The 18,103-nt window shown below is 63.8% G+C and carries 15 protein-coding genes; 9 read left to right on the forward strand and 6 right to left on the reverse strand.

Annotated features, from left to right (window positions below):
- Nucleotides 1-3: 3 nt before the first annotated feature.
- Nucleotides 4-1,377: a serine/threonine-protein kinase gene (locus CH294_RS21445; protein WP_094739046.1), complete on the reverse strand. Its 1,374-nt coding sequence runs from the start codon at nucleotides 1,375-1,377 to the stop codon at nucleotides 4-6.
- Between the two features lie 156 nt (nucleotides 1,378-1,533).
- On the opposite strand from CH294_RS21445, the gene CH294_RS21450 reads away from it, so the two are divergent.
- The 4 genes from CH294_RS21450 (at nucleotide 1,534) to CH294_RS21465 (ending at nucleotide 6,422) form a co-directional block, all read left to right on the forward strand.
- Nucleotides 1,534-2,787 (forward strand): EAL domain-containing protein, encoded by a 1,254-nt coding sequence (locus tag CH294_RS21450; protein WP_094739047.1) that lies wholly within the window; start codon nucleotides 1,534-1,536, stop codon nucleotides 2,785-2,787.
- 93 nt (nucleotides 2,788-2,880) lie between these two features.
- A complete protein-coding gene (locus CH294_RS21455) occupies nucleotides 2,881-4,425 on the forward strand; it encodes an alanine/glycine:cation symporter family protein (protein WP_037150339.1) in 1,545 nt (514 codons plus the stop codon).
- A 79-nt stretch (nucleotides 4,426-4,504) separates the two neighbouring features.
- Nucleotides 4,505-5,137: a GyrI-like domain-containing protein gene (locus tag CH294_RS21460; RefSeq protein ID WP_032403488.1), complete on the forward strand. Its 633-nt coding sequence runs from the start codon at nucleotides 4,505-4,507 to the stop codon at nucleotides 5,135-5,137.
- A 13-nt stretch (nucleotides 5,138-5,150) separates the two neighbouring features.
- Nucleotides 5,151-6,422, forward strand: a complete 1,272-nt coding sequence (locus tag CH294_RS21465) for an MFS transporter (RefSeq protein WP_032403711.1) — start codon at nucleotides 5,151-5,153, stop codon at nucleotides 6,420-6,422.
- Between the two features lie 18 nt (nucleotides 6,423-6,440).
- Here CH294_RS21465 and CH294_RS21470 read toward each other — a convergent pair whose 3' ends face one another.
- The 3 genes from CH294_RS21470 to CH294_RS21480 are packed head-to-tail and all read right to left on the reverse strand — an operon-like array spanning nucleotide 6,441 to nucleotide 8,416.
- The gene (locus CH294_RS21470; protein WP_032378524.1) at nucleotides 6,441-6,860 is read right to left on the reverse strand and encodes a VOC family protein; all 420 of its coding nucleotides are present in this window, start codon (nucleotides 6,858-6,860) and stop codon (nucleotides 6,441-6,443) included.
- A gap of 58 nt (nucleotides 6,861-6,918) precedes the next feature.
- The gene (locus tag CH294_RS21475; protein WP_037150340.1) at nucleotides 6,919-7,236 is read right to left on the reverse strand and encodes a hypothetical protein; all 318 of its coding nucleotides are present in this window, start codon (nucleotides 7,234-7,236) and stop codon (nucleotides 6,919-6,921) included.
- Nucleotides 7,237-7,255: 19 nt separating this feature from the next.
- Nucleotides 7,256-8,416 (reverse strand): FAD-binding oxidoreductase, encoded by a 1,161-nt coding sequence (locus CH294_RS21480; protein WP_094739162.1) that lies wholly within the window; start codon nucleotides 8,414-8,416, stop codon nucleotides 7,256-7,258.
- A gap of 79 nt (nucleotides 8,417-8,495) precedes the next feature.
- On the opposite strand from CH294_RS21480, the gene CH294_RS21485 reads away from it, so the two are divergent.
- Entirely contained in the window at nucleotides 8,496-9,059 is a 564-nt protein-coding gene (locus tag CH294_RS21485) for a dihydrofolate reductase family protein (protein ID WP_032377967.1), read from the forward strand.
- A gap of 15 nt (nucleotides 9,060-9,074) precedes the next feature.
- Here the strand turns inward: CH294_RS21485 and CH294_RS21490 are convergent, their stop codons facing one another.
- The gene (locus CH294_RS21490) at nucleotides 9,075-9,371 is read right to left on the reverse strand and encodes a DUF503 domain-containing protein (RefSeq protein WP_032377966.1); all 297 of its coding nucleotides are present in this window, start codon (nucleotides 9,369-9,371) and stop codon (nucleotides 9,075-9,077) included.
- Between the two features lie 97 nt (nucleotides 9,372-9,468).
- On the opposite strand from CH294_RS21490, the gene CH294_RS21495 reads away from it, so the two are divergent.
- The 4 genes from CH294_RS21495 to CH294_RS21510 are packed head-to-tail and all read left to right on the forward strand — an operon-like array spanning nucleotide 9,469 to nucleotide 14,334.
- Complete coding sequence (locus tag CH294_RS21495) at nucleotides 9,469-10,143, forward strand: GntR family transcriptional regulator (protein WP_094739048.1); 675 nt, start codon at nucleotides 9,469-9,471, stop codon at nucleotides 10,141-10,143.
- 57 nt (nucleotides 10,144-10,200) lie between these two features.
- The gene (gene atzF / locus CH294_RS21500) at nucleotides 10,201-12,024 is read left to right on the forward strand and encodes an allophanate hydrolase (protein WP_094739049.1); all 1,824 of its coding nucleotides are present in this window, start codon (nucleotides 10,201-10,203) and stop codon (nucleotides 12,022-12,024) included.
- Nucleotides 12,021-12,734 (forward strand): cysteine hydrolase, encoded by a 714-nt coding sequence (locus CH294_RS21505; protein WP_052065069.1) that lies wholly within the window; start codon nucleotides 12,021-12,023, stop codon nucleotides 12,732-12,734. The genes atzF and CH294_RS21505 overlap by 4 nt, the downstream gene beginning before the upstream one ends.
- Nucleotides 12,735-12,744: 10 nt before the next feature.
- Nucleotides 12,745-14,334, forward strand: coding sequence for a regulator (locus CH294_RS21510; RefSeq protein WP_094739050.1), 1,590 nt, complete (start codon nucleotides 12,745-12,747; stop codon nucleotides 14,332-14,334).
- Nucleotides 14,335-14,375: 41 nt separating this feature from the next.
- Here CH294_RS21510 and car read toward each other — a convergent pair whose 3' ends face one another.
- Complete coding sequence (car, locus tag CH294_RS21515) at nucleotides 14,376-17,903, reverse strand: carboxylic acid reductase (RefSeq protein ID WP_094739051.1); 3,528 nt, start codon at nucleotides 17,901-17,903, stop codon at nucleotides 14,376-14,378.
- Between the last annotated feature and the right edge of the window lie 200 nt (nucleotides 17,904-18,103).

Below are 18,103 nucleotides of genomic sequence, written 5' to 3' on the forward strand. Positions count from 1 at the left end.
TGCTCAGTTTCCTCGACCGGGGTTTCCCGGGCCTGAATTGCCGTTGCCGGGGTTCCCCGGGCCCGAATTACCGTTTCCCGGGCCTGAATTGCCGTTGCCAGAGTTGCCGGGGCCTTCGTTGCCGGGGCTCGAATTGCCGTTGCCGTTGCCGTTGCCGGGGCTTTCGTTCTGCTGTGGTGCGGCAGGTGCAGCGGGCTGGATCAGCACCGGATTCGACGATGGCGTCATCTCGGCGTCGGTCGGGTTCGGGGCGGTGGCTACCGAAGGCTCAGGCACCTGCGTCGTGGGCACCGCGATCGTCGACTCGTTCGGTGTCGTCGCCGGTGAAGCAGGCGCCTGACCCGGGTCGTCGCTCGCGCTGGACCCGATCCAGATGATCCCCGCTCCCAGCGCAAGGACGAGCGCGGCCGCCCCAGGAACAATCCACCGTCGGCGCGAAGGATGGTGTGCGGTGCCAACCGGATCAGCAGCCGCAACGACGTGTGTGCGCTCGACAGGCATCACGGCAGTCGGGGGGAGCGGGGTTGCACTTCGGACGATCCTGCGCAGTCGGTGCGCGACCGCAGCTGCGTCCGGGCGGTCCTCCGGCTGCCGAGACGTCATGGCCGTCAGTAGCGAGTGCCACTCCGGCCCGAGCTCCTCGGGAACGGCGGGATCACGGTGCAGCCGCGCTACCGCGGCGGCCACCGCGCTACCTTCGAATACCATTGTGCCGGTGAGGCACTCGATGAGAACGAGGCCGAGCGTGTAGATGTCGGTCGGCGGTCCCGCAGACGTACCGGTCGCCTGTTCCGGGCTGAGATAGTGCGCGGTGCCCACTGTGGTGCCGTGCTCGGTGAGTCGATCGGAGTCGACAATGCGGGCGATGCCGAAATCGGCCAGTTTGGCGCACTGCTCCGTACCTGAGTCCGGGGCGTGCGCGATCAGGATGTTGGCTGGTTTGATGTCTCGGTGCACCACACCCCGGTCGTGGATGTACGCGAGCGCCTCCGCCATCTCGCTTCCGATGCGCGCGACGTGGACGGCGTGCATCGCCCTTTTCCGGCGAAAGCTGTTCAGTGTCGGTCCGTCGATCAATTCCATCACCAGATAGGGCGACGGAATTCCTGTGGCGTCCGGCGCAGTCCCGGCGTCGTACAACGTGACCAGGCCCGGGTGCGACAGCGACGCCAAGGTTCGAATTTCCGCGTCGATCCGTTGAACCGTGTCCACCGGCTCGCCGTGGCGGAATATCTTCACTGCCACGGACCTGCCGAGGACCTGGTCTTCTGCGTGCACCACGTCGGCCATCGCGCCGCGCCCCAGAACTGAGCCCAGTCGATATCGACCCGCGAACAGACGATCCTGAGCAGCGCGAGAACGGGCATCCTCCTCCATCGTGATTCACCCGCCGTTCGTCGACTACTCCGAGCACCTTATAGCCAACCGATCGTCGTTCGGAGTGCAGTCCGTTCTCGACACGGAGGTTCCGTCGGGCATGATGATTCACCGGGTGGGGGACAGACCGAGCAGGCGTCGAGGAAGGTCCTACCCATGCGTCCCCAATCGACGAATGCGCAGATCTCGCCGATGTCGATCGACATCACGTCGGCCTACCAGCCGATAGTCTCTCTGGACGACCGCGCCGTGGTGGGGTACGAGGCCCTCGTGCGGACGAGCGGAGACGGTCCGTCCATTGCTCCGCCGGAACTCCTGCGCGTTGCACGAGAGCAGCGTGTGACTACCGACTTCGACTGGCGGTGCAGAGCGAGCGCCCTGCACGGTGCCGTCGAGGCCGGCTATCCCGATGAGCTGGCGCTGTTCGTCAATGCCGAACCCACCGCACTCGACACGCCGCCACCCGGAGACCTCCTGCCGCTGATCGCCGAGGCGGCGCGGCTGTCGATCACCGTCGAAATCACCGAACGAGACCTGATGGGCGATCCGGCCGGTCTGCTGAGGGCGGCCGAGCACGCCCGCAACATGGGTTGGCGGGTCGCAATCGACGACGTGGGTGCAGACTCGTCCAGTCTGGCGTTGATCCCGTTGTTGCGTCCCGACGTGATCAAGCTCGATATGGCTCTCGTGCAAGAGCGTTCGACCGACCAGACCGCCGCCATCGTCGCTGCCGTCGCCGCCGAGGCCGAACGCACCGGTGCCCTCGTGTTGGCCGAGGGAATCGAAACCGACACACACGAGAGCTGCGCACGCGACATGGGTGCCGTTCTGGGGCAAGGGTTTTTCTACGGCGCTCCGGGGCCACTGCCGGACTTCGGCGACGTATCCCACGCTGTTGGATCGCTCGAGCTCGATGCGACAGTCACCGTCCGCGCTCCGGTCGCGGTGACACCCTTCGGTCTCACCCACCAGCTCGGTGCCCGCAGGCACGCCGAGACAACGTTTCTCGAGGCTGTCGAGAACAGCCTGCTGAACAGTGCGTTCGGCACCGGACCGTCGACGGTCGTGTTGACAACAGTGAACGTGTCGAACCGGCTGACGCCCGTACGTGCCGCCGTCCTCGACGAGCTGGCTGCGCGCACCGCTCTCGTGGCAGTTTTCGGCTCCGATCCAGCGCTGATGCAGCACCACTTTCGGTCGGTGCCGGTGGGGGAGAACGAGCCGTTGGCGCTGGAGCGCTCGACAGTGATCGTGGCACCGATGTCCAGCGCGGCATTGATCGCTGTCGAATGTGGTGTCACGCACGATGGCGCGACGCTCTACGACTACCGCTTGACCTACGACCGCGACGTCGTACTCGACGCGGCCACAGTGCTTCTCAGGCGAATTCCTGCTCGGCTCATGCCATGATTGCCTGATCCCTTCAGTCAAGTTCAGGTAAACATTCACTGGAAAAAAGGTAAACGGCTTCGATTGCGCTCCCGGTGCTGTTCACTCGTATGTATGAGCTCTCACCCCCTCGACAGCGACTTTCTGGCCGCGGATGGAGGCACACTCAGCTCCATCGAGACTGCGATCAACAACGCGTTCGATCCGATCTCCGCTGCGGTATCCAACTTCGTGTTCTTCACCGTGAACATCGGTGGTGCCGCTGTTCCCTTGATCGTGCTGTGGCTGATCCTCGGTGCCGTCATCTTCACGGTGACCTTCAAATTCATCCAGTTCCGCGGGATCAAGAGATCGTTGATCCTGGTGAGCGGAAAGGAAGACGAGGCCGATGCGCCGGGGGAAGTGAGCCACTTCCGGGCCCTGACGGCCGCAGTGTCCGGAACCGTCGGACTCGGCAATATCGCAGGTGTCGCGGTAGCAGTGACGCTCGGTGGCCCAGGTGCCACGCTGTGGATGATTCTCGCGGGCGTGCTCGGCATGGCGTCGAAATTCGTCGAGTGCACGCTCGGTGTGAAGTACCGAGACATCAACGAGGACGGGACCGTCTCCGGCGGCCCGATGAAGTACCTCACCAAGGGCCTGGCGGAGCGGGGACTTGCCAAGGTCGGCAAGGTCATGGCCGTCTTCTACGCCATCATCATCACGTTCTTCGCCATCAGCGGCGGCAACATGTTCCAGGCCAATCAGACCTACGCTCAGGTTCGCTCGGTCACCGGCGGTGAGGACGGGTTCCTCGGCTCCGACGGGGCCAAGGCGGTGTTCGGTGTCGTCGTCGCGTTGATCATCGGACTGGTCATCATCGGCGGCATGAAGTCGATCTCCGCCGTGACCGCGAAGCTCGTACCGACCATGGCCCTGATCTACATCGTCGCGTGTGGTGTGGTCATCGCCGTCAACTTCCGTTCCGTCCCGACCGCGTTCGTCGCAATCTTCGAGGGTGCGTTCTCGCCCGAGGGTGTGGCGGGCGGCGTACTGGGTGTCATGATCATCGGATTCCAGCGGGCCGCATTCTCCAACGAGGCCGGGCTGGGTTCAGCGGCGATCGCACACTCGGCCGTCAAGACCAGGCACCCGGTCACCGAGGGCTTCGTGGCAATGCTCGAGCCCTTCATCGACACAGTCGTCATCTGCACCGCGACCGCGCTGACCATCGTCATCGCCAACACCGTGTCCTGGCAGGATCAGCGGGCGATCGTCGCCGAGACCGGTGAACTACCTGCCGGCGGCGTGACGCTGACTTCGGATGCATTCGAGACCGTTTTGCCGTGGTTCCCGTACGTGCTCACGCTTGCGGTGGCGCTGTTCGCGCTGTCGACGGCGATCACGTGGGCGTACTACGGGCTGCAGGCCTGGACTTCGCTGTTCGGCCGTAGCCGTCTCTCGCGCAGCTTCTTCAACATCATGTTCTGTGTGTTCACCGTCGTCGGAACGGTGCTCTCGCTCGGCTCGGTTCTCGACTTCGCCGACGCCACTCTGTTCCTGCTGGCACTGGTCAATATCACCGGTCTGTACTTGTTGTTGCCTGTGGTCAAGCGTGAGCTGTCCGAGTACTTGGCGATGCGTCGCGGCGAGCAGGAGAAGGTCGACGCCGAGGTCTGAGAAACGGCGGATCTTCGACACGAAGGATCGGCGTCGAACCACAGAATGTGCTTGGCTCATCCCTGACGGAGGGGGACGAGTGAAGATCGACTTCAAGAAGACGCTCGACGCGTACTCCGCGCGGCACAACGTCTTTCGCAGTCTCGTTGTGCCGCCGCTGAGTTATCTGATGATCGACGGGCACGGAGACCCGAATACCGCGCCCCAGTATGCGGACGCGCTCACCGCTCTGTACCCCGTGGCGTATGCGCTGAAGTTCGCCAGTAAGAAGAACCTCGACCGGGACTACGTCGTCCCGCCGCTCGAGGCGCTGTGGTGGGCCGAGAACATGTTGTCGTTCACCACGGCCCGCAACAAGGCCGAGTGGAACTGGACCGTCATGATCATGGTGCCCGACTGGATCGATCGAACGCTGTTCGAGGCGGCGGTGGCGTCGGCCGGCGCCAAAGGCACGTCCGAGGCGTCGACCAGAGTTCGGTTGGAGACCCTGAACGAGGGACTCTGCGTGCAGACGTTGCATATCGGGTCATACGACGACGAGACGCCGGTGCTGGCCGAACTTCACGATCGGTACATCCCCGGTTCCGGACTGACGATGACCGGCCGACACCACGAGATCTACCTGAGCGATCCGCGTCGGGTCGAGCCAGCGAAACTCCGAACGATTCTCCGTCAACCGGTTGTGCGTTCAGCGGGGTCGACGACGCTCTGACACGATGGCCGACATGACCAATGCGGTGCGTCCGGCTTCGTTCACGGCCGGAACCCTCACCTTGCTCGGGGCTCTCTACTTTGCGCAGGGACTGCCGTTCGGATTCTTCACCCAGGCACTCCCGGTTGTGCTGCGGGAGTCGGGATTCTCGTTGGTGAAGATCAGTGCCACCGGTGTGTTGTTTCTGCCCTGGGCGCTGAAATTTCTCTGGGCGCCGTACGTCGATCGCTACGGATCCAGACGGCGGTGGCTGCTGTCGCTGCAGTGTTCGGCTGCGGTGGTGGCTCTGGCGCTGTCGTTCCTCGACCTGTCGTCTACGTTGCGCTGGTTGTTCGTCGGCATCTTCGTCATGAACGCTCTCTCGGCCACGCAGGACATCGCGACCGACGGCATCGCGGTCAGAACGCTGACCGCGGCGCAGCGAGGGCTGGGCAACGGCCTCCAAGTCGGTGCCTACCGAATCGGAATGGTGTGCGGCGGTGGACTGCTGTTGTGGCTGTTCACCTTTGCCGGGTGGCGGGTGCTGTTCGTCGCGATGGCATTGCTCATCGCATTGACGACCGTCCCGGTGTGGTGGATGCGCAGGCAACTCGACGCGGCGGATGCTGCCTCCGATCGGCACACCGAGTCGGAATCGCCGGCTCGGCTTGCTGTTGCCTGGTGGTCCAGGCTCCGCAGGCCCGGCATGGTGGCGTTCATACTGCTGATCATCGGGTTCAAATTCGGAAACTCGATGGGATCGGCACTGGTGGGCCCGTTCCTGTCGGACAGTGGCTTGTCCCTGCCTCAGATCGCGCTGGTCGAGGGTGGTCTCTCCTCGGTGGCCGCGCTCGGGGGTGCGGCCCTCGGGGCGTGGATGACCTTCCGGCACGGACGTCGCCGGGCGCTGCTGATAGGCGGAGTGAGCCAGACCATGAGCCTCGCGTTGTACGTCATCGCCTCCCTCGGCATCGGTGGATTTCCACTACTGATCACGGCGAACATCACCGAGCACGTGCTTGGCGGGGCGGCCACGGTCGCGGTGTTCGCTCTCATGATGGACGCGTCGGAGAAGCGTTTCGCAGGAAGCGATTACACGTTGATGGCCTGTGCGGTCGTCTTCGCGCAAGGAGCGGCAGGAATCGCAGCCGGTGTGGTGGGAGACCTGTTCGGCTACACAGCGATGTTCGGTTCTGCCCTGGTGTTGTCCGGAATCGGCTGTGCAGCATTGCTTGTCGCGCTCGACCGGGGTTGGGGCCCCGAAGGTCTCCGGCAGGTTGTCCCTCCGAAGACCTTCGCCGGCTAGGGACGGTTGCGTCGGCGCTCAGCTACCGGGCGTAGATCCCGCGATGTTCACCATCCACTGCACACCGAACTTGTCGGTCAACATGCCGAACGTATCGCCCCACGGAGCCTTGTCGAGGCCCATCGTGAATTGCGCATCGACGGCCAGCTTGTTCCAGTAGCCCGTCAATTCGTCCTCGTCGTCGCCGCTGAGCGAGACGCTCATTGCGCTACCGGGAGTGTGTTCCATCGAGGACGGCGTGTCGGCACCCATCAGGGTGAATCCGTTGGGAGTGGTCAACTGGCCGTGCATGATCTTGTTCTCATCGGCGGGATCCTCGCTGGCGTGGGCCTCGCCGAGCGTGGTGACAGTGAGCTCGCCCCCGAAGACGGACCGGTAGAACTCCATGGCCTCGCGGGCGTTGTCTCGAAACGAAAGATACGGATTGAGAATGGACATGAAATGCTCCTTTTCGCTGATGTGCACCGACGGCATCCGTCGAAACGGTAGACCGGCGCTACGACGAAAAGTCACCGGACGAGGTATCGGTTTCTCCCGGCGTGGGTACTTCGGACTCCCATCTACTCCGTCGTTCGTCGTCGGACTGCTCCCACCACGGTGTTCCCCGTTCGCCGAGAGCGACCTTGGTTGCCTGCACACCCGCGCGAGATTCCGGGGCACCCGACGTGCGTTTGACCTCCCTGCGCCATGCCATGAGGATCGACCGCAGTTCTGCGTTCCGATCCTCGGGTATGTCAGGATCCGTTGCGCGCCAACGTCGGCCCTTGATCACGATGTAGTGACCGTCTTCGGTGTGTTCCGGTTCGTCAGCCATGAGTCCACACTGCCATGGGTCAGCTGCTCAGGTACTTCGGAACTTCGATCGCGTCCAGTCCGAGGGCCACAGCAGCGCGAGCGGCCACCGGCCCGACGAGATTGCCGGTTCCGTTGTAGCCACCGAACGCGATCACTCCGTCATCGACGTAACCACACAACGGCCGCCCGTCCGCGGTGAACCCCACCGACGCTGCCCACCGTGCGTTCACGGAGACGTGTTCACCGGCAAACAACTCGGCGAGCGAGTCGAGGTAGTTCTGCACTCGGGCCGTCGGCTCGCTGGAGAAGGTCCACTCTTCCTCGACGAACAAGTCGCGGCCACCCCCGACGTACAGGCGTCCCGACGCGTCCTGCTGTGCGTAGTCGTACCCCCACCGTCCGTACACGGGGCACGGCAACCGACCCGCCGAGACAGGAGTGGTGGCGAGCATCTGCAGGCGGGCCGTCCGAACTCGACCGTCGAGCTGGGGGAGTACGCTTTCGAGGCGACCGTCTACGGCGACCAGTATCAGATCGCAGCGGATCACCCCGGTCGGCGTCGTCACCGCTCCGGGTTCGATGGCAACCGCGGGTGTGTACTCGTGGAGCCTGGCGCGACCGGCCAGGGCCGCCGCCATTCCGACTGCACGACGGGCAGGATTCATCACCGCATCGTCGGGCAGGAAGACGCCGTCTCCCAGCTCGCCCGAATACTCTTCGACGCCAATATTGTTCTCGCGAAGGCACTTCACCAATTCCGCGCAGTCCCGCGCATCGGCGGGGTCGGCCTGCGCATCCGGGACGCCCGCAAGCCTGATGGACCCGGTGCGCCGGATAACGGACGATCCGAGGAGTGCTTCCAACGAATCGATCTCGGCGAGGGTCGCACGATAGAGATCGACGGCGCACGGCCCCCACATCGACAGTGCGGTGTGCAGAAACGTTGCGGGGCCGCCCAGCAGAAAGCCGCCGTTTCGACCCGCAGCACCGGCTGCGACTCGCCCTGCATCGATCCCGACGACGTCGAGGCCGCGGCCGAGCAGGTCAGCGACAGCGGCCAGGCCCGAACCGCCGAGACCGACGACGCAGACGTCAGCAGAGCAGTCGCCGTCCAACGTGGGCAAGCCCCGCCAACCGGACACCGCGGAATCGTCGTCCCACGCCGGACGGGACACGTCGATGGGGACGGTGCCGATCATGCCGACGATGGTATCCGTCGACCGGCACTGCATGGTTTACGATTCCGGCACCCGACACCCTTGACTGTGAGGACCGCCAATGCGCACTCTGATCGTGACCGCGTTCGTTTCGCTCGACGGCGTGATGGAAGGACCCGGTGGCGAAGCGGGCTACCGCAACTCCGGGTGGACGTTCCAGGACATCGAGTTCGACCCGGCGGCTTACGAAATCAAGGGCCGTGAGCAGAGCGAAGCGTCGGCGCTGCTACTCGGCCGCACCTCGTACGAGGCCTTCGCACCGATCTGGCCGACGATGGACGATTTCGCCGAATACAATGCCATGCCCAGATATGTGGTGTCGACCACGCTGGAGCAGGATGATTCACGTTGGCCCGCAACCATTTTGCGCAGTGTCGACGATGTCGCGGAGCTCAGGAACACCGACGGTGGGCCCATCTCCGTGCACGGTAGCGCCACACTGGGCCGGAGTCTTGCCGATGCCGGTCTGGTCGATCGGTACCACCTACTGGTGTTCCCGCTGCTGCTCGGTGCAGGAAAGCGGCTGTTCAGTGCGGCGGACAAGGACACCACGCATCTCGAATTGGTAGAACACGAGGTGTACGGAAACGGAATCCAGAAGCAAGTTTTCGACGTTCGCCGTTAGTCCGTCGGGCAGGGCTCAGACGTCGTCGCTTCGGATGGTGCGCCGGCGAACCGATACGAGTTGGAGCTCGGGCCGGGACGCTGCAACGCGCTCGAGCCGGTCGAGAACATCGGTGACGTGATCGAGGTCGCCGGCCACGACCGAAGCGCCGATACCTGCTCGCCGATGAAGTTCACGATGGTCGGTCTCTGCGACCGATACCGCAAATTTGCGGTGCATCTCGGAGATCACCGGCCGAACAACGGAGCGTTTCTCTTTGAGTGAGTGCACATCGCCGAGAAGAAAGTCGAATTCTATCCATCCAATCCACATAGGCCTGCCAGTGTAGTGCCGGCGGCACCCGAGTGCTCTCGACCCGCGATGGCCGTGGATGCACACCATTCGACGCTCGTGTTCGTACACTGGCCTCATGGCTGCGCGGGATGGACACGGATCCTTGCCGCCGAGCCTTGTCGAAATGGCAACCCGCCAGGTGCGATCCGAGGTGCTCAGTGGTGAGCTGGAGCCCGGATCTCGGGTGGTCGAGGAGACGTTGTGCTCGCGCCTCGGAATCAGCCGGGCACCGGTGCGGGAGGCGCTGCGGCTGTTGGCTCAGCAGGGCCTCGTCGAGCATCTTCCTCGCCGCGGGTTTCGGGTGACGGTGTGGTCGGCGGAGGACATTCTCGAACTCTTCGAGCTGCGTCAGGTTCTCGAGCAACACGCGGTCAGGCGTGCGCTCCCGGTTGCGTCCTCGTCCTTCGATTCTTTCGCTCCGGTACGTTCGGCCCTCGACGAGATGCGCGATGCCGATGCCCGCGGAGACACATTGGAGAAGGACGATGCTCATCGTCGCTTTCACGAAGCCATAGTCGGGTTGGCGGGCAGTCGGCAGCTCGACGTCGCGTATGCGCCGATCCTGCTGAAGTTGCAACTACCGATGGCCCGCAACCTCAGAGAAGAAGCGAGGGTTGCGAATCCGGTCGACGGGATCAGGCGTCACGAGTGGTTGCTCGATGCGATCGAATCCAACGACGTGTCGGTGGCGCTCGCTGCGCTGAAGCAGCACGGCGAACTCACGTACCTCCACCTCGAGAGAATTTCCTAACAGACTCGAAACATGGCGACAACCTGCTGAAACAGTAAACTGTCGACAATCGACGGTATGAATCCAGACCGTGGTCCAGTGTGTGGCCCCACCGTTGCAGAGATGCTCGAGGCGTACCGAACGGGCGCGAAGACTCCATCGAGTGTCGTCGAAGCCTTGTCGGCCGCCGTCGCGTCGCGCGGCGATGACGGCACATGGATCACAGTCGTCGGACTCGCGGAACTCTCCGCCGCGGCCGCAGCTCTGGAAGCACGATCCGACGCGCATTTGCTTCCGCTGTTCGGCATTCCCTTCGGGGTGAAAGACAGTATCGACGTGGCCGGGTACCCCACCACCCTGGCCTGCCCCGACTACGCCTACACGCCGGATTCGACGGCACCCGCAGTTCAGGCGCTGCTCGACGCCGGAGCCATTTTCGTCGGCAAGACCAGTCTCGATCAGTTCGCGACAGGTCTGAACGGCACTCGCACACCACACACCGTTCCGCGCAGTGTGTACGGCAACGACATGATCTCGGGCGGATCGAGCTCCGGATCGGCCTTGGCCGTCGCCCTCGGGCAGGTGCCGTTCTGTGTGGCCACCGACACCGCCGGATCCGGTCGAGTACCGGCCGCGCTCAACGGAATCGTCGGATGGAAACCGTCACGTGGCCTGATCGGTACCGTCGGACTCGTCCCCGCGTGCAAGTCGCTGGACTGCATCACCCTGATGGCTACCACGATCGAGGACCTCGACCTCGTGTTCGACGTCATGTGTGCCGAGGACCCGGCGGACGGTTGGTCACGTCCGCGCGGAGGAAGGTACGACGGGCGAGAGATCACCGTCGGACTACCGGACCTGCAGCAGCTGGACTTCTTCGGCGACGCGGCCATGGCCGACGCGCATTCGGCTGCGCGGGAATCGTTGCCCTCGTACGGACTGCGTACGGCAACAGTCGATCTCATACCGTTTCTCGATGCCGGCTCGTTGCTGTACCAAGGGCCGTGGGTTGCCGAGCGACTGGTCGAGTTCGATGGATTCCTCACCGAGAATCCAGATTCCATCGTCCCCGTCGTCCGCGAGATCTTCCTGGGCGGGCGCCAGTACAGCGCAGTCGATGCCTTCCGTGCCCTGCAGACGCTGCAAGACCTTCGCGCTCGCGTCGCGCAGCTCTGGACGTCGATGGACGTGATGATCGTGCCGACGATCGGCACCACCTTCACCGTTCCGGAGGTACTCGCAGACCCCATCGCGTGCAACACGAAGCTCGGTCACTACACCCACTTCGGGAACCTTCTCGACCTGACGGCGGTGGCGGTCCCCGCGGGGCTCACCGAGGACGGTCGACCGACCAGTCTCATGGTGATCGGGCCCGCGCTTGCCGACGACACGGTGCTGGCGGTCGCGGCCAGGATCATCGGCGAACGACGGATCGTATCGGCGCATACTCCGGCCGAAGAATCGCCTGTCGACATCGTCGTCGCGGGGCACCATCTGTCAGGGGAGCGGGCCAATCCGCAGCTGCTCGAGCTGGGCGGAACCCTGGTGGAGGCGACGACCACCGCACCGACGTACACACTGCTTCGGATCGGAACCGCCGATCCGACACCCGGCTTGCTGCGAGTTCCATTCGGCGGCAGCGCAATCGACGTGGAGAGGTGGCGTCTGCCCGCCACTTCTCTTGCGGTACTCGCGGGCAGACTGCCGGCGGTGCTCGCTCTGGGACGAGTACTGCTGGCCGACGGTTCCGACGTTCTCGGCTACGTCTGCGACGCGACTGTCCAGACCGGCGCGGAGCGTCACACCGTCGACGACATCAGCGAGTTCGGTGGCTGGCGGGCATATTCCCGGGCGATCACTTCCGCCCACGACACTTCCACGGCAGCACAGGAGATCTCATGACCTCGACACACAGACCCGAATCGACGATTGCGACTGCATCACCATCGGAGTTCACGATCGATGCCGCACGGACGGCACTACTCGTTATCGACATGCAGCGGGATTTTCTGCTGCCCGGAGGGTTCGGGGAGAGCCTCGGCAACGACGTCGGCCTACTGCGAAGCGTCATCGAACCACTCGCGGGCCTCATCTCGGCAGCCAGGGAATCCGGGATACCCGTGATTCACACCAGAGAGGGTCATCTACCGGATCTGTCAGACTGTCCACCGGCAAAGCTGCGTCGCGGCACCCCGTCGCAGCGCATCGGCGACCCAGGAGCGTTCGGCCGCATCCTGATTCGCGGAGAGTACGGTCACGACATCGTCGACGAACTGGCACCGATCGACGGCGAGACCGTCATCGACAAGCCTGGAAAGGGGGCGTTCTACGCAACCGAACTCGCCGAGATTCTGATCGCCGCCGGAATCACCACGCTGCTCGTCACGGGCGTGACGACCGAGGTATGCGTGCACACAACAGTGCGTGAAGCCAACGATCGCGGATACGAGTGTCTCGTGGTGACGGACTGCGTCGGTTCGTATTTTCCGGAATTCCAGCGCGTGGGCCTCGAGATGATCTCGGCTCAAGGTGGAATTTTCGGGTGGACCGCGTCGTCGGAGGACGTCGTGGCTGCGTTGTCTGCTTTCGTCCCCACCTCGGCGAGTCGATAGGACCTCGGACATGACCATGGACGTCAAAGATTCACCCGCTGCCGACCCGTCGTCTCCGTTCGCTCTTTCGTGGTGGACCAAGGGAGACACCAACGCGTTCTTCGGACTCGGTTTCAACATCCTCGTCAATGTGCTCACTCTGACGACACTCAGTATCGCCGTGGTCGGGATTCCGTCGAGTGACGTCCTCGGGACCCTGCTCCCCGCCCTCGGTATCGCATTGATTCTGGGAAACCTGTACTACATGGTTCTCGCCCGTCGATTGGCCAAGCGCGAGAACCGAACCGACGTGACGGCGCTGCCCTACGGGCCGAGCGTTCCGCACATGTTCATCGTGGTGTTCGTGGTCATGTTGCCGGTCTATCTGGCAACGGGCGACGCGCTGCAGGCGTGGGCAGCGGGGTTGGCCTGGGCGTTCATGATCGGCATCATCGTCATGATCGGCGCATTCGTCGGGCCGTACATTCGAAGGATCACCCCGCGCGCTGCCATGCTGGGCACCCTTGCAGGCATATCCATCACGTTCATCGCCATGCGTCCGGCCGCTCAGATGTGGGAGGCAGCCTGGATCGGCTTGCCCGTTCTCGCAATCATTCTGATCGGCTTCTTCACGGACGTGAAGCTGCCCGGCAACATCCCGGTCGGTCTCGCAGCGCTTCTGGTAGGCACGGCGATCGGCTGGATCGGCGGATACATGTCGGTGCCGGACGTGACCGAGGCAGCGAGCAACATCGCACTCGGCTTACCCGATCTGCGCCTCGATCTCCTTCTCGACGGTCTCGGTAATCTGGCCCCTCTGCTCGCTACCGCAATTCCGTTGGGGGTCTACAACTTCACCGAGGCGATGAGCAACGTCGAAAGCGCATCCGCCGCGGGAGACAACTACAACCTCCGCAGTGTGCTGCTCGCCGACGGATTCGGTGCGATCGTCGGCTCGGCCTTCGGCTCGCCGTTCCCTCCTGCGGTGTACATCGGCCACCCGGGCTGGAAAGACGCGGGCGGCCGAACCGGGTATTCGCTCGCGTCGGGCATCGCGATCGGACTGATGTGTTTCCTCGGGCTCTTCGGATTACTGGCAACGCTGCTGCCGATTCCAGCGATCGTCCCGATTCTGCTGTACATCGGCTTGCTCATCGGTGCTCAGGCGTTCCAATCGGTGCCGAAGCTCCACGCCATCGCGGTGGTGGTCGCGCTACTACCGAACCTGGCCGAATGGGCAGTGGGGTTGATCGACAATGCACTCAGTGCTGCCGGTACATCGGCGACGGAGGTCGGTGACGAGGCGCTCGGCCAGGCGGGCGTCGTGTACGAGGGGCTCAAGACGTTCGGGTCGGGCGCCGTGCTCGCCGGACTGATGTTGGGCACCATCGTCACGTTCGTTCTGGACAAACGATTTGTTGCCGCTGGTGCAGCAGGCGGGGTTGCCGCGGCGTTGTCGTGGGTCGGCTTGATTCACTCGCACGAGGTGGGATGGGCCGCCAATCCCCAAGTGGCCCTGGGCTACCTGTTCTTCGGGCTGGTGTGTCTGGCGTACTCGCGGCTGATTCCCGATACGAAGCGGACGGACGAGCCGCAACCAGTCGGTGAGCCAGGGGAGTAGCGCTCCCGATGCGGGCCGCTCGGCCCGCATCGGGAGATGCTTCAGCGTTCGCCGACGAGTCCGAGGGCCACGAGATCGGACAGATACTTCTCGATCAGTCCACGCCCGAGGTGTGGAATCTCGCCGACGGCCGCAGCGAACTCGTCCGCCGGCAACATCGCACCCGACGACGGCTGCTGCGGTTGTGCGTACGACTGAATCAAGGGAAGCAGCGAGTGCGAGCGCTGCTTCTCCGGAAGAGCCTCGACTGCAGCGCTGAAACGCTCGAACCATTCGTCGTAGTCGTCGACGATCTCGATGTCGCGACCCGCCTCACGGATCCAATCGACGAACGTGTCCAGCGAGATGTTGTCGTCGTGTGGGTTGAGAATGTCGAAGGTTCGGTAGCCCGAGACGTCGGCGCCCGCAATCGTCGTGATGGCACCGGCGCTGAAGTCGGCGGGAAGCCCGTCGTAATGGGCTAGGGGACGCCCACTTTCGTCCGTCGGCGCACCGGTTCCTGTGGCGTAGAACGTCCGAGGAGCCAGGCCGGTTGCCACGACCGAGAGGATCAGACGCGTGAACACATCCGGTACGTTGAGCTGGCCCGACCACCTGCTGTGAGCGAGGATCATATCGGAGCGGAAGACCGACACCGGCAGACCGAATTCGTCGAATGCGTTGCGCAACAACACTTCGCCGGCCCATTTGGAGTTGCCATAGCCGTTGGCGTACGAATCGTCGACAGCCCGCGTGGGACTGTCGGTGCGGATGTCGCCGTTCTCCCGGAAATTGTCGACGCCCACAGCGACGGCGACCGTCGACAGGTAGGTCACCGGCTTGACGTGGTCGGTCAGCGCGAGCCGGATCACCTCGGCCGTACCGACGACATTGGGACCGAACAGGTGCTCGTACGGAAGAGCGTGGTTGACCAGCGCAGCGGGGTGAACGATGCGATCGATGCGCTCGGCCAGAGCCGCGAACTCGTCATGGTCCAAGCCGAATCGAGGCGTGCCGAGATCTCCTGCCACGACCTCGAGGGTAGAGTCTGCCAGAGCTCGGTAGTGAGCGGACAGCTCTGCGTCCCCGCTGTCGAACGCTGCATCGAGTCGGGAACGCGCGTCGGAATCGGAGCGTCCGCGAACCAAGCACACCACCGTCCCGCCGACCTCGGCCATACGCTCGAGCCATTCCAGGCAGAGGAAGCGGCCGAGGTAACCATTGGCACCAGTAAGCAACACTGTTTCGGTTCGGGTGCGAGGGCCCGAAACGTGATGAGCGGTATCGAGGAGTGTCTCGTCGAGGAATGCAGACAGGCGCAGGTCGGAGGCGTGCGCGACGGTGGCGTCGCGTCCGTGTACCGAGGCGAATGTTGCTGTGTCGGAATCGTTGTCCCGGGCCGAGGTGATGTAGTCGGCCAAGGCAGACAGATCCATGGCCGGCCCGGTGATCACTCCCACCGGCACGTCCACTCCGTAGATGTCTCGCAGGAGCGTCGAGAACGTCAACGCCGACAACGAGTCTCCACCGAGATCACTGAAATGGGCGTCGGGTCGGACATCGGATCCGTCGCATCCCAGCAGTGCCTGCGCGGCATCGCCGACGGTGGTCAGCACCGGGGCGTCGGCACCGCTGCGTCGAAGCTCGCGTAGGCGTTCGTTCTGACCCGACTCGAGTTCTGCGTAGCGACGCTCGAGATCGGCGCCGTAGCGTTCGACCAGTTTCGGCCGTAGTTGTTTCCCTGCACCCGAGAGCAGCCCGTTCTCCTGCGTGAACGGCTGGTGCTCGATCGTCACGTCACGCGGAATTTCGTACGAGTTCAGCGATTCCGTACGAGCGATTTCTTGCAGCGATTCGATGATCGAGGCGGTGGTCGTATCCGGCTGAGCCGGGACGACGACGGCCAGGAGATACGCGCGTTGGCTGTTGCCGTAGAGGAATATCTGGTCGACGAGTTCGCTGGTACCGAACACTGCCTCGAGACGGGCCAGGGCCACGAACTCACCCTGGGCCAGCTTGAGAACGTTCTTGCGGCGGTCGACATAGGCGAGTCGGTCCGGCTCGATCTCGGCGACGACGTCTCCGGTGCGATAGAAGCCCTCGGAATCGAACACGTCCGCGGTGACGTCCGGGCGCTTGTAGTACCCGGGAATGATGGACGACGTCTTGAGTAGGAGTTCGCCGCGCGGATGCGGTGTGTCGGTGGAGAAGTAGCCGAGCTCGGGTACGTCGTCGAGTTTGTACTCGATCACCGGGGGGCGCGCGATGACGCCGTCGTGCAGCACCATTCCGGCTTCGGTGGAGCCGTAGTTGTCGCGAACCTGGATATCGAGCAGCTCGGTGACGAAATCTTTGACCTCCGTCGCGATCGGTGCAGTGCCGACCATCGCCGCCAGGATGCGTCCGCCGAATTGCTCGTTCCGGTAGCGCTCCAGAACCTCTCGCCGTACACGATCTTCGTCGACACCAGTGGAGCGCTCGACCTCTCGGTCGATCTCGGCGAGAACGTTGTGTCGAATCATCTCGCACACTCGGGGGATCAACAGTGCCATCGTGGGCCGAGCGAGCGCGAAGTCCTCGAACAGTGTGGACAGGTCGCTGGAACCGGCGAAGTGCACCGTCCCGCCGGCAGCGAGCGCCGAGAACACGAGGCCACGGCCGGCCAGGTGACTCATCGGAAGATAGTCGAGTGTGATCACGGGGAAAGCAGGCCGATCAACGGATTCGGAGGAAGCTCCGGTGTGGTGCCAGGCTCCGGTCCAGGCTCCGCAGACGATTCGTTCGGTGTGCATCGCCCCTTTGGGAGTTCCGGTGCTGCCGGAGGTGTAGATCAGTGTCGCGAGTCGGTCGGGATCTTCGGCATCGGGTAGCGGAACCTCCGGTAGTTTCTCGCCGTCGCGAACCAGCTCGGTGAGGGGCCGGATGACGACCCCGACCTGTTCGGCATCGTTGTGCGCGGACGTCATGATCCGTGTGTGCACGTCGATGGCAGCGTCGTAGTCGAGGACGACGATTCGCCGAATGGACCGGCACTGCGTGGCAACCTGGACCGCGACGGACAGATTGTCGACGTCGGCTGCGAGGACGACGGGTTCGACTTCGTCGGCGATGGCCGAGAGCTGGCCCGCGGAGGCACCGGCCTGCAACGGAACGGCGATTGCGCCGAGTCGGATCGTGGCCAATTCCGCGGTGACATAGTCGGCACTCGCAAAACCCAGGGTTGCGAAGAAGTCACCGGGAGCGATTCCGAACGAGTCGTGAGTCAGAGCCGAGGCCAGTGCACCGGCGTTCTTCCAGGCTTGCCCGTAGGTGACGGTATCGAAGCGCGGGAGCAGGCGAAGGGTGTTTGCGTCGTCGACTCGGGCGATTTCGCGAGCCCGACTACCCAGGGCCGGTCGGTCCGAGTAGCGCGTCATGATCTCGGCAACCACGCGGGCGAGGTTGGGCGACAACTCCTGGGCGGCGTCCGCCACCGAGCTCTCCGGTTCGGCGGCTCGAAACTCCTTGTCGGACTCGTGCAGCTCCTGGAACCGACTGCGTTGCCTGCTCTCTCGATCCTGTCGGCTGTCGACGGCCAGTGTGTGCGTCATGCTCGACTCCCTCCGACGACACGCGCCGGTTGTCCGGAGCGCCTCGCGATTGTCCGCTTAATATCGTTATCAAAGGTAAGTATATGCCGTCGAGGTCTGCACCAATCGTGACGCTCCTCATAGTCCGATAAGTCGTAAATATCTGCCTGGCTGCGTTTTTGAAGCCTGGATGGCGAACGAGGATCGGCGGTGAAGGATCG

The sequence above is a fragment of the Rhodococcus sp. 14-2483-1-1 genome (assembly GCF_002259335.1).
Taxonomy (GTDB): Bacteria; Actinomycetota; Actinomycetes; order Mycobacteriales; family Mycobacteriaceae; genus Rhodococcoides.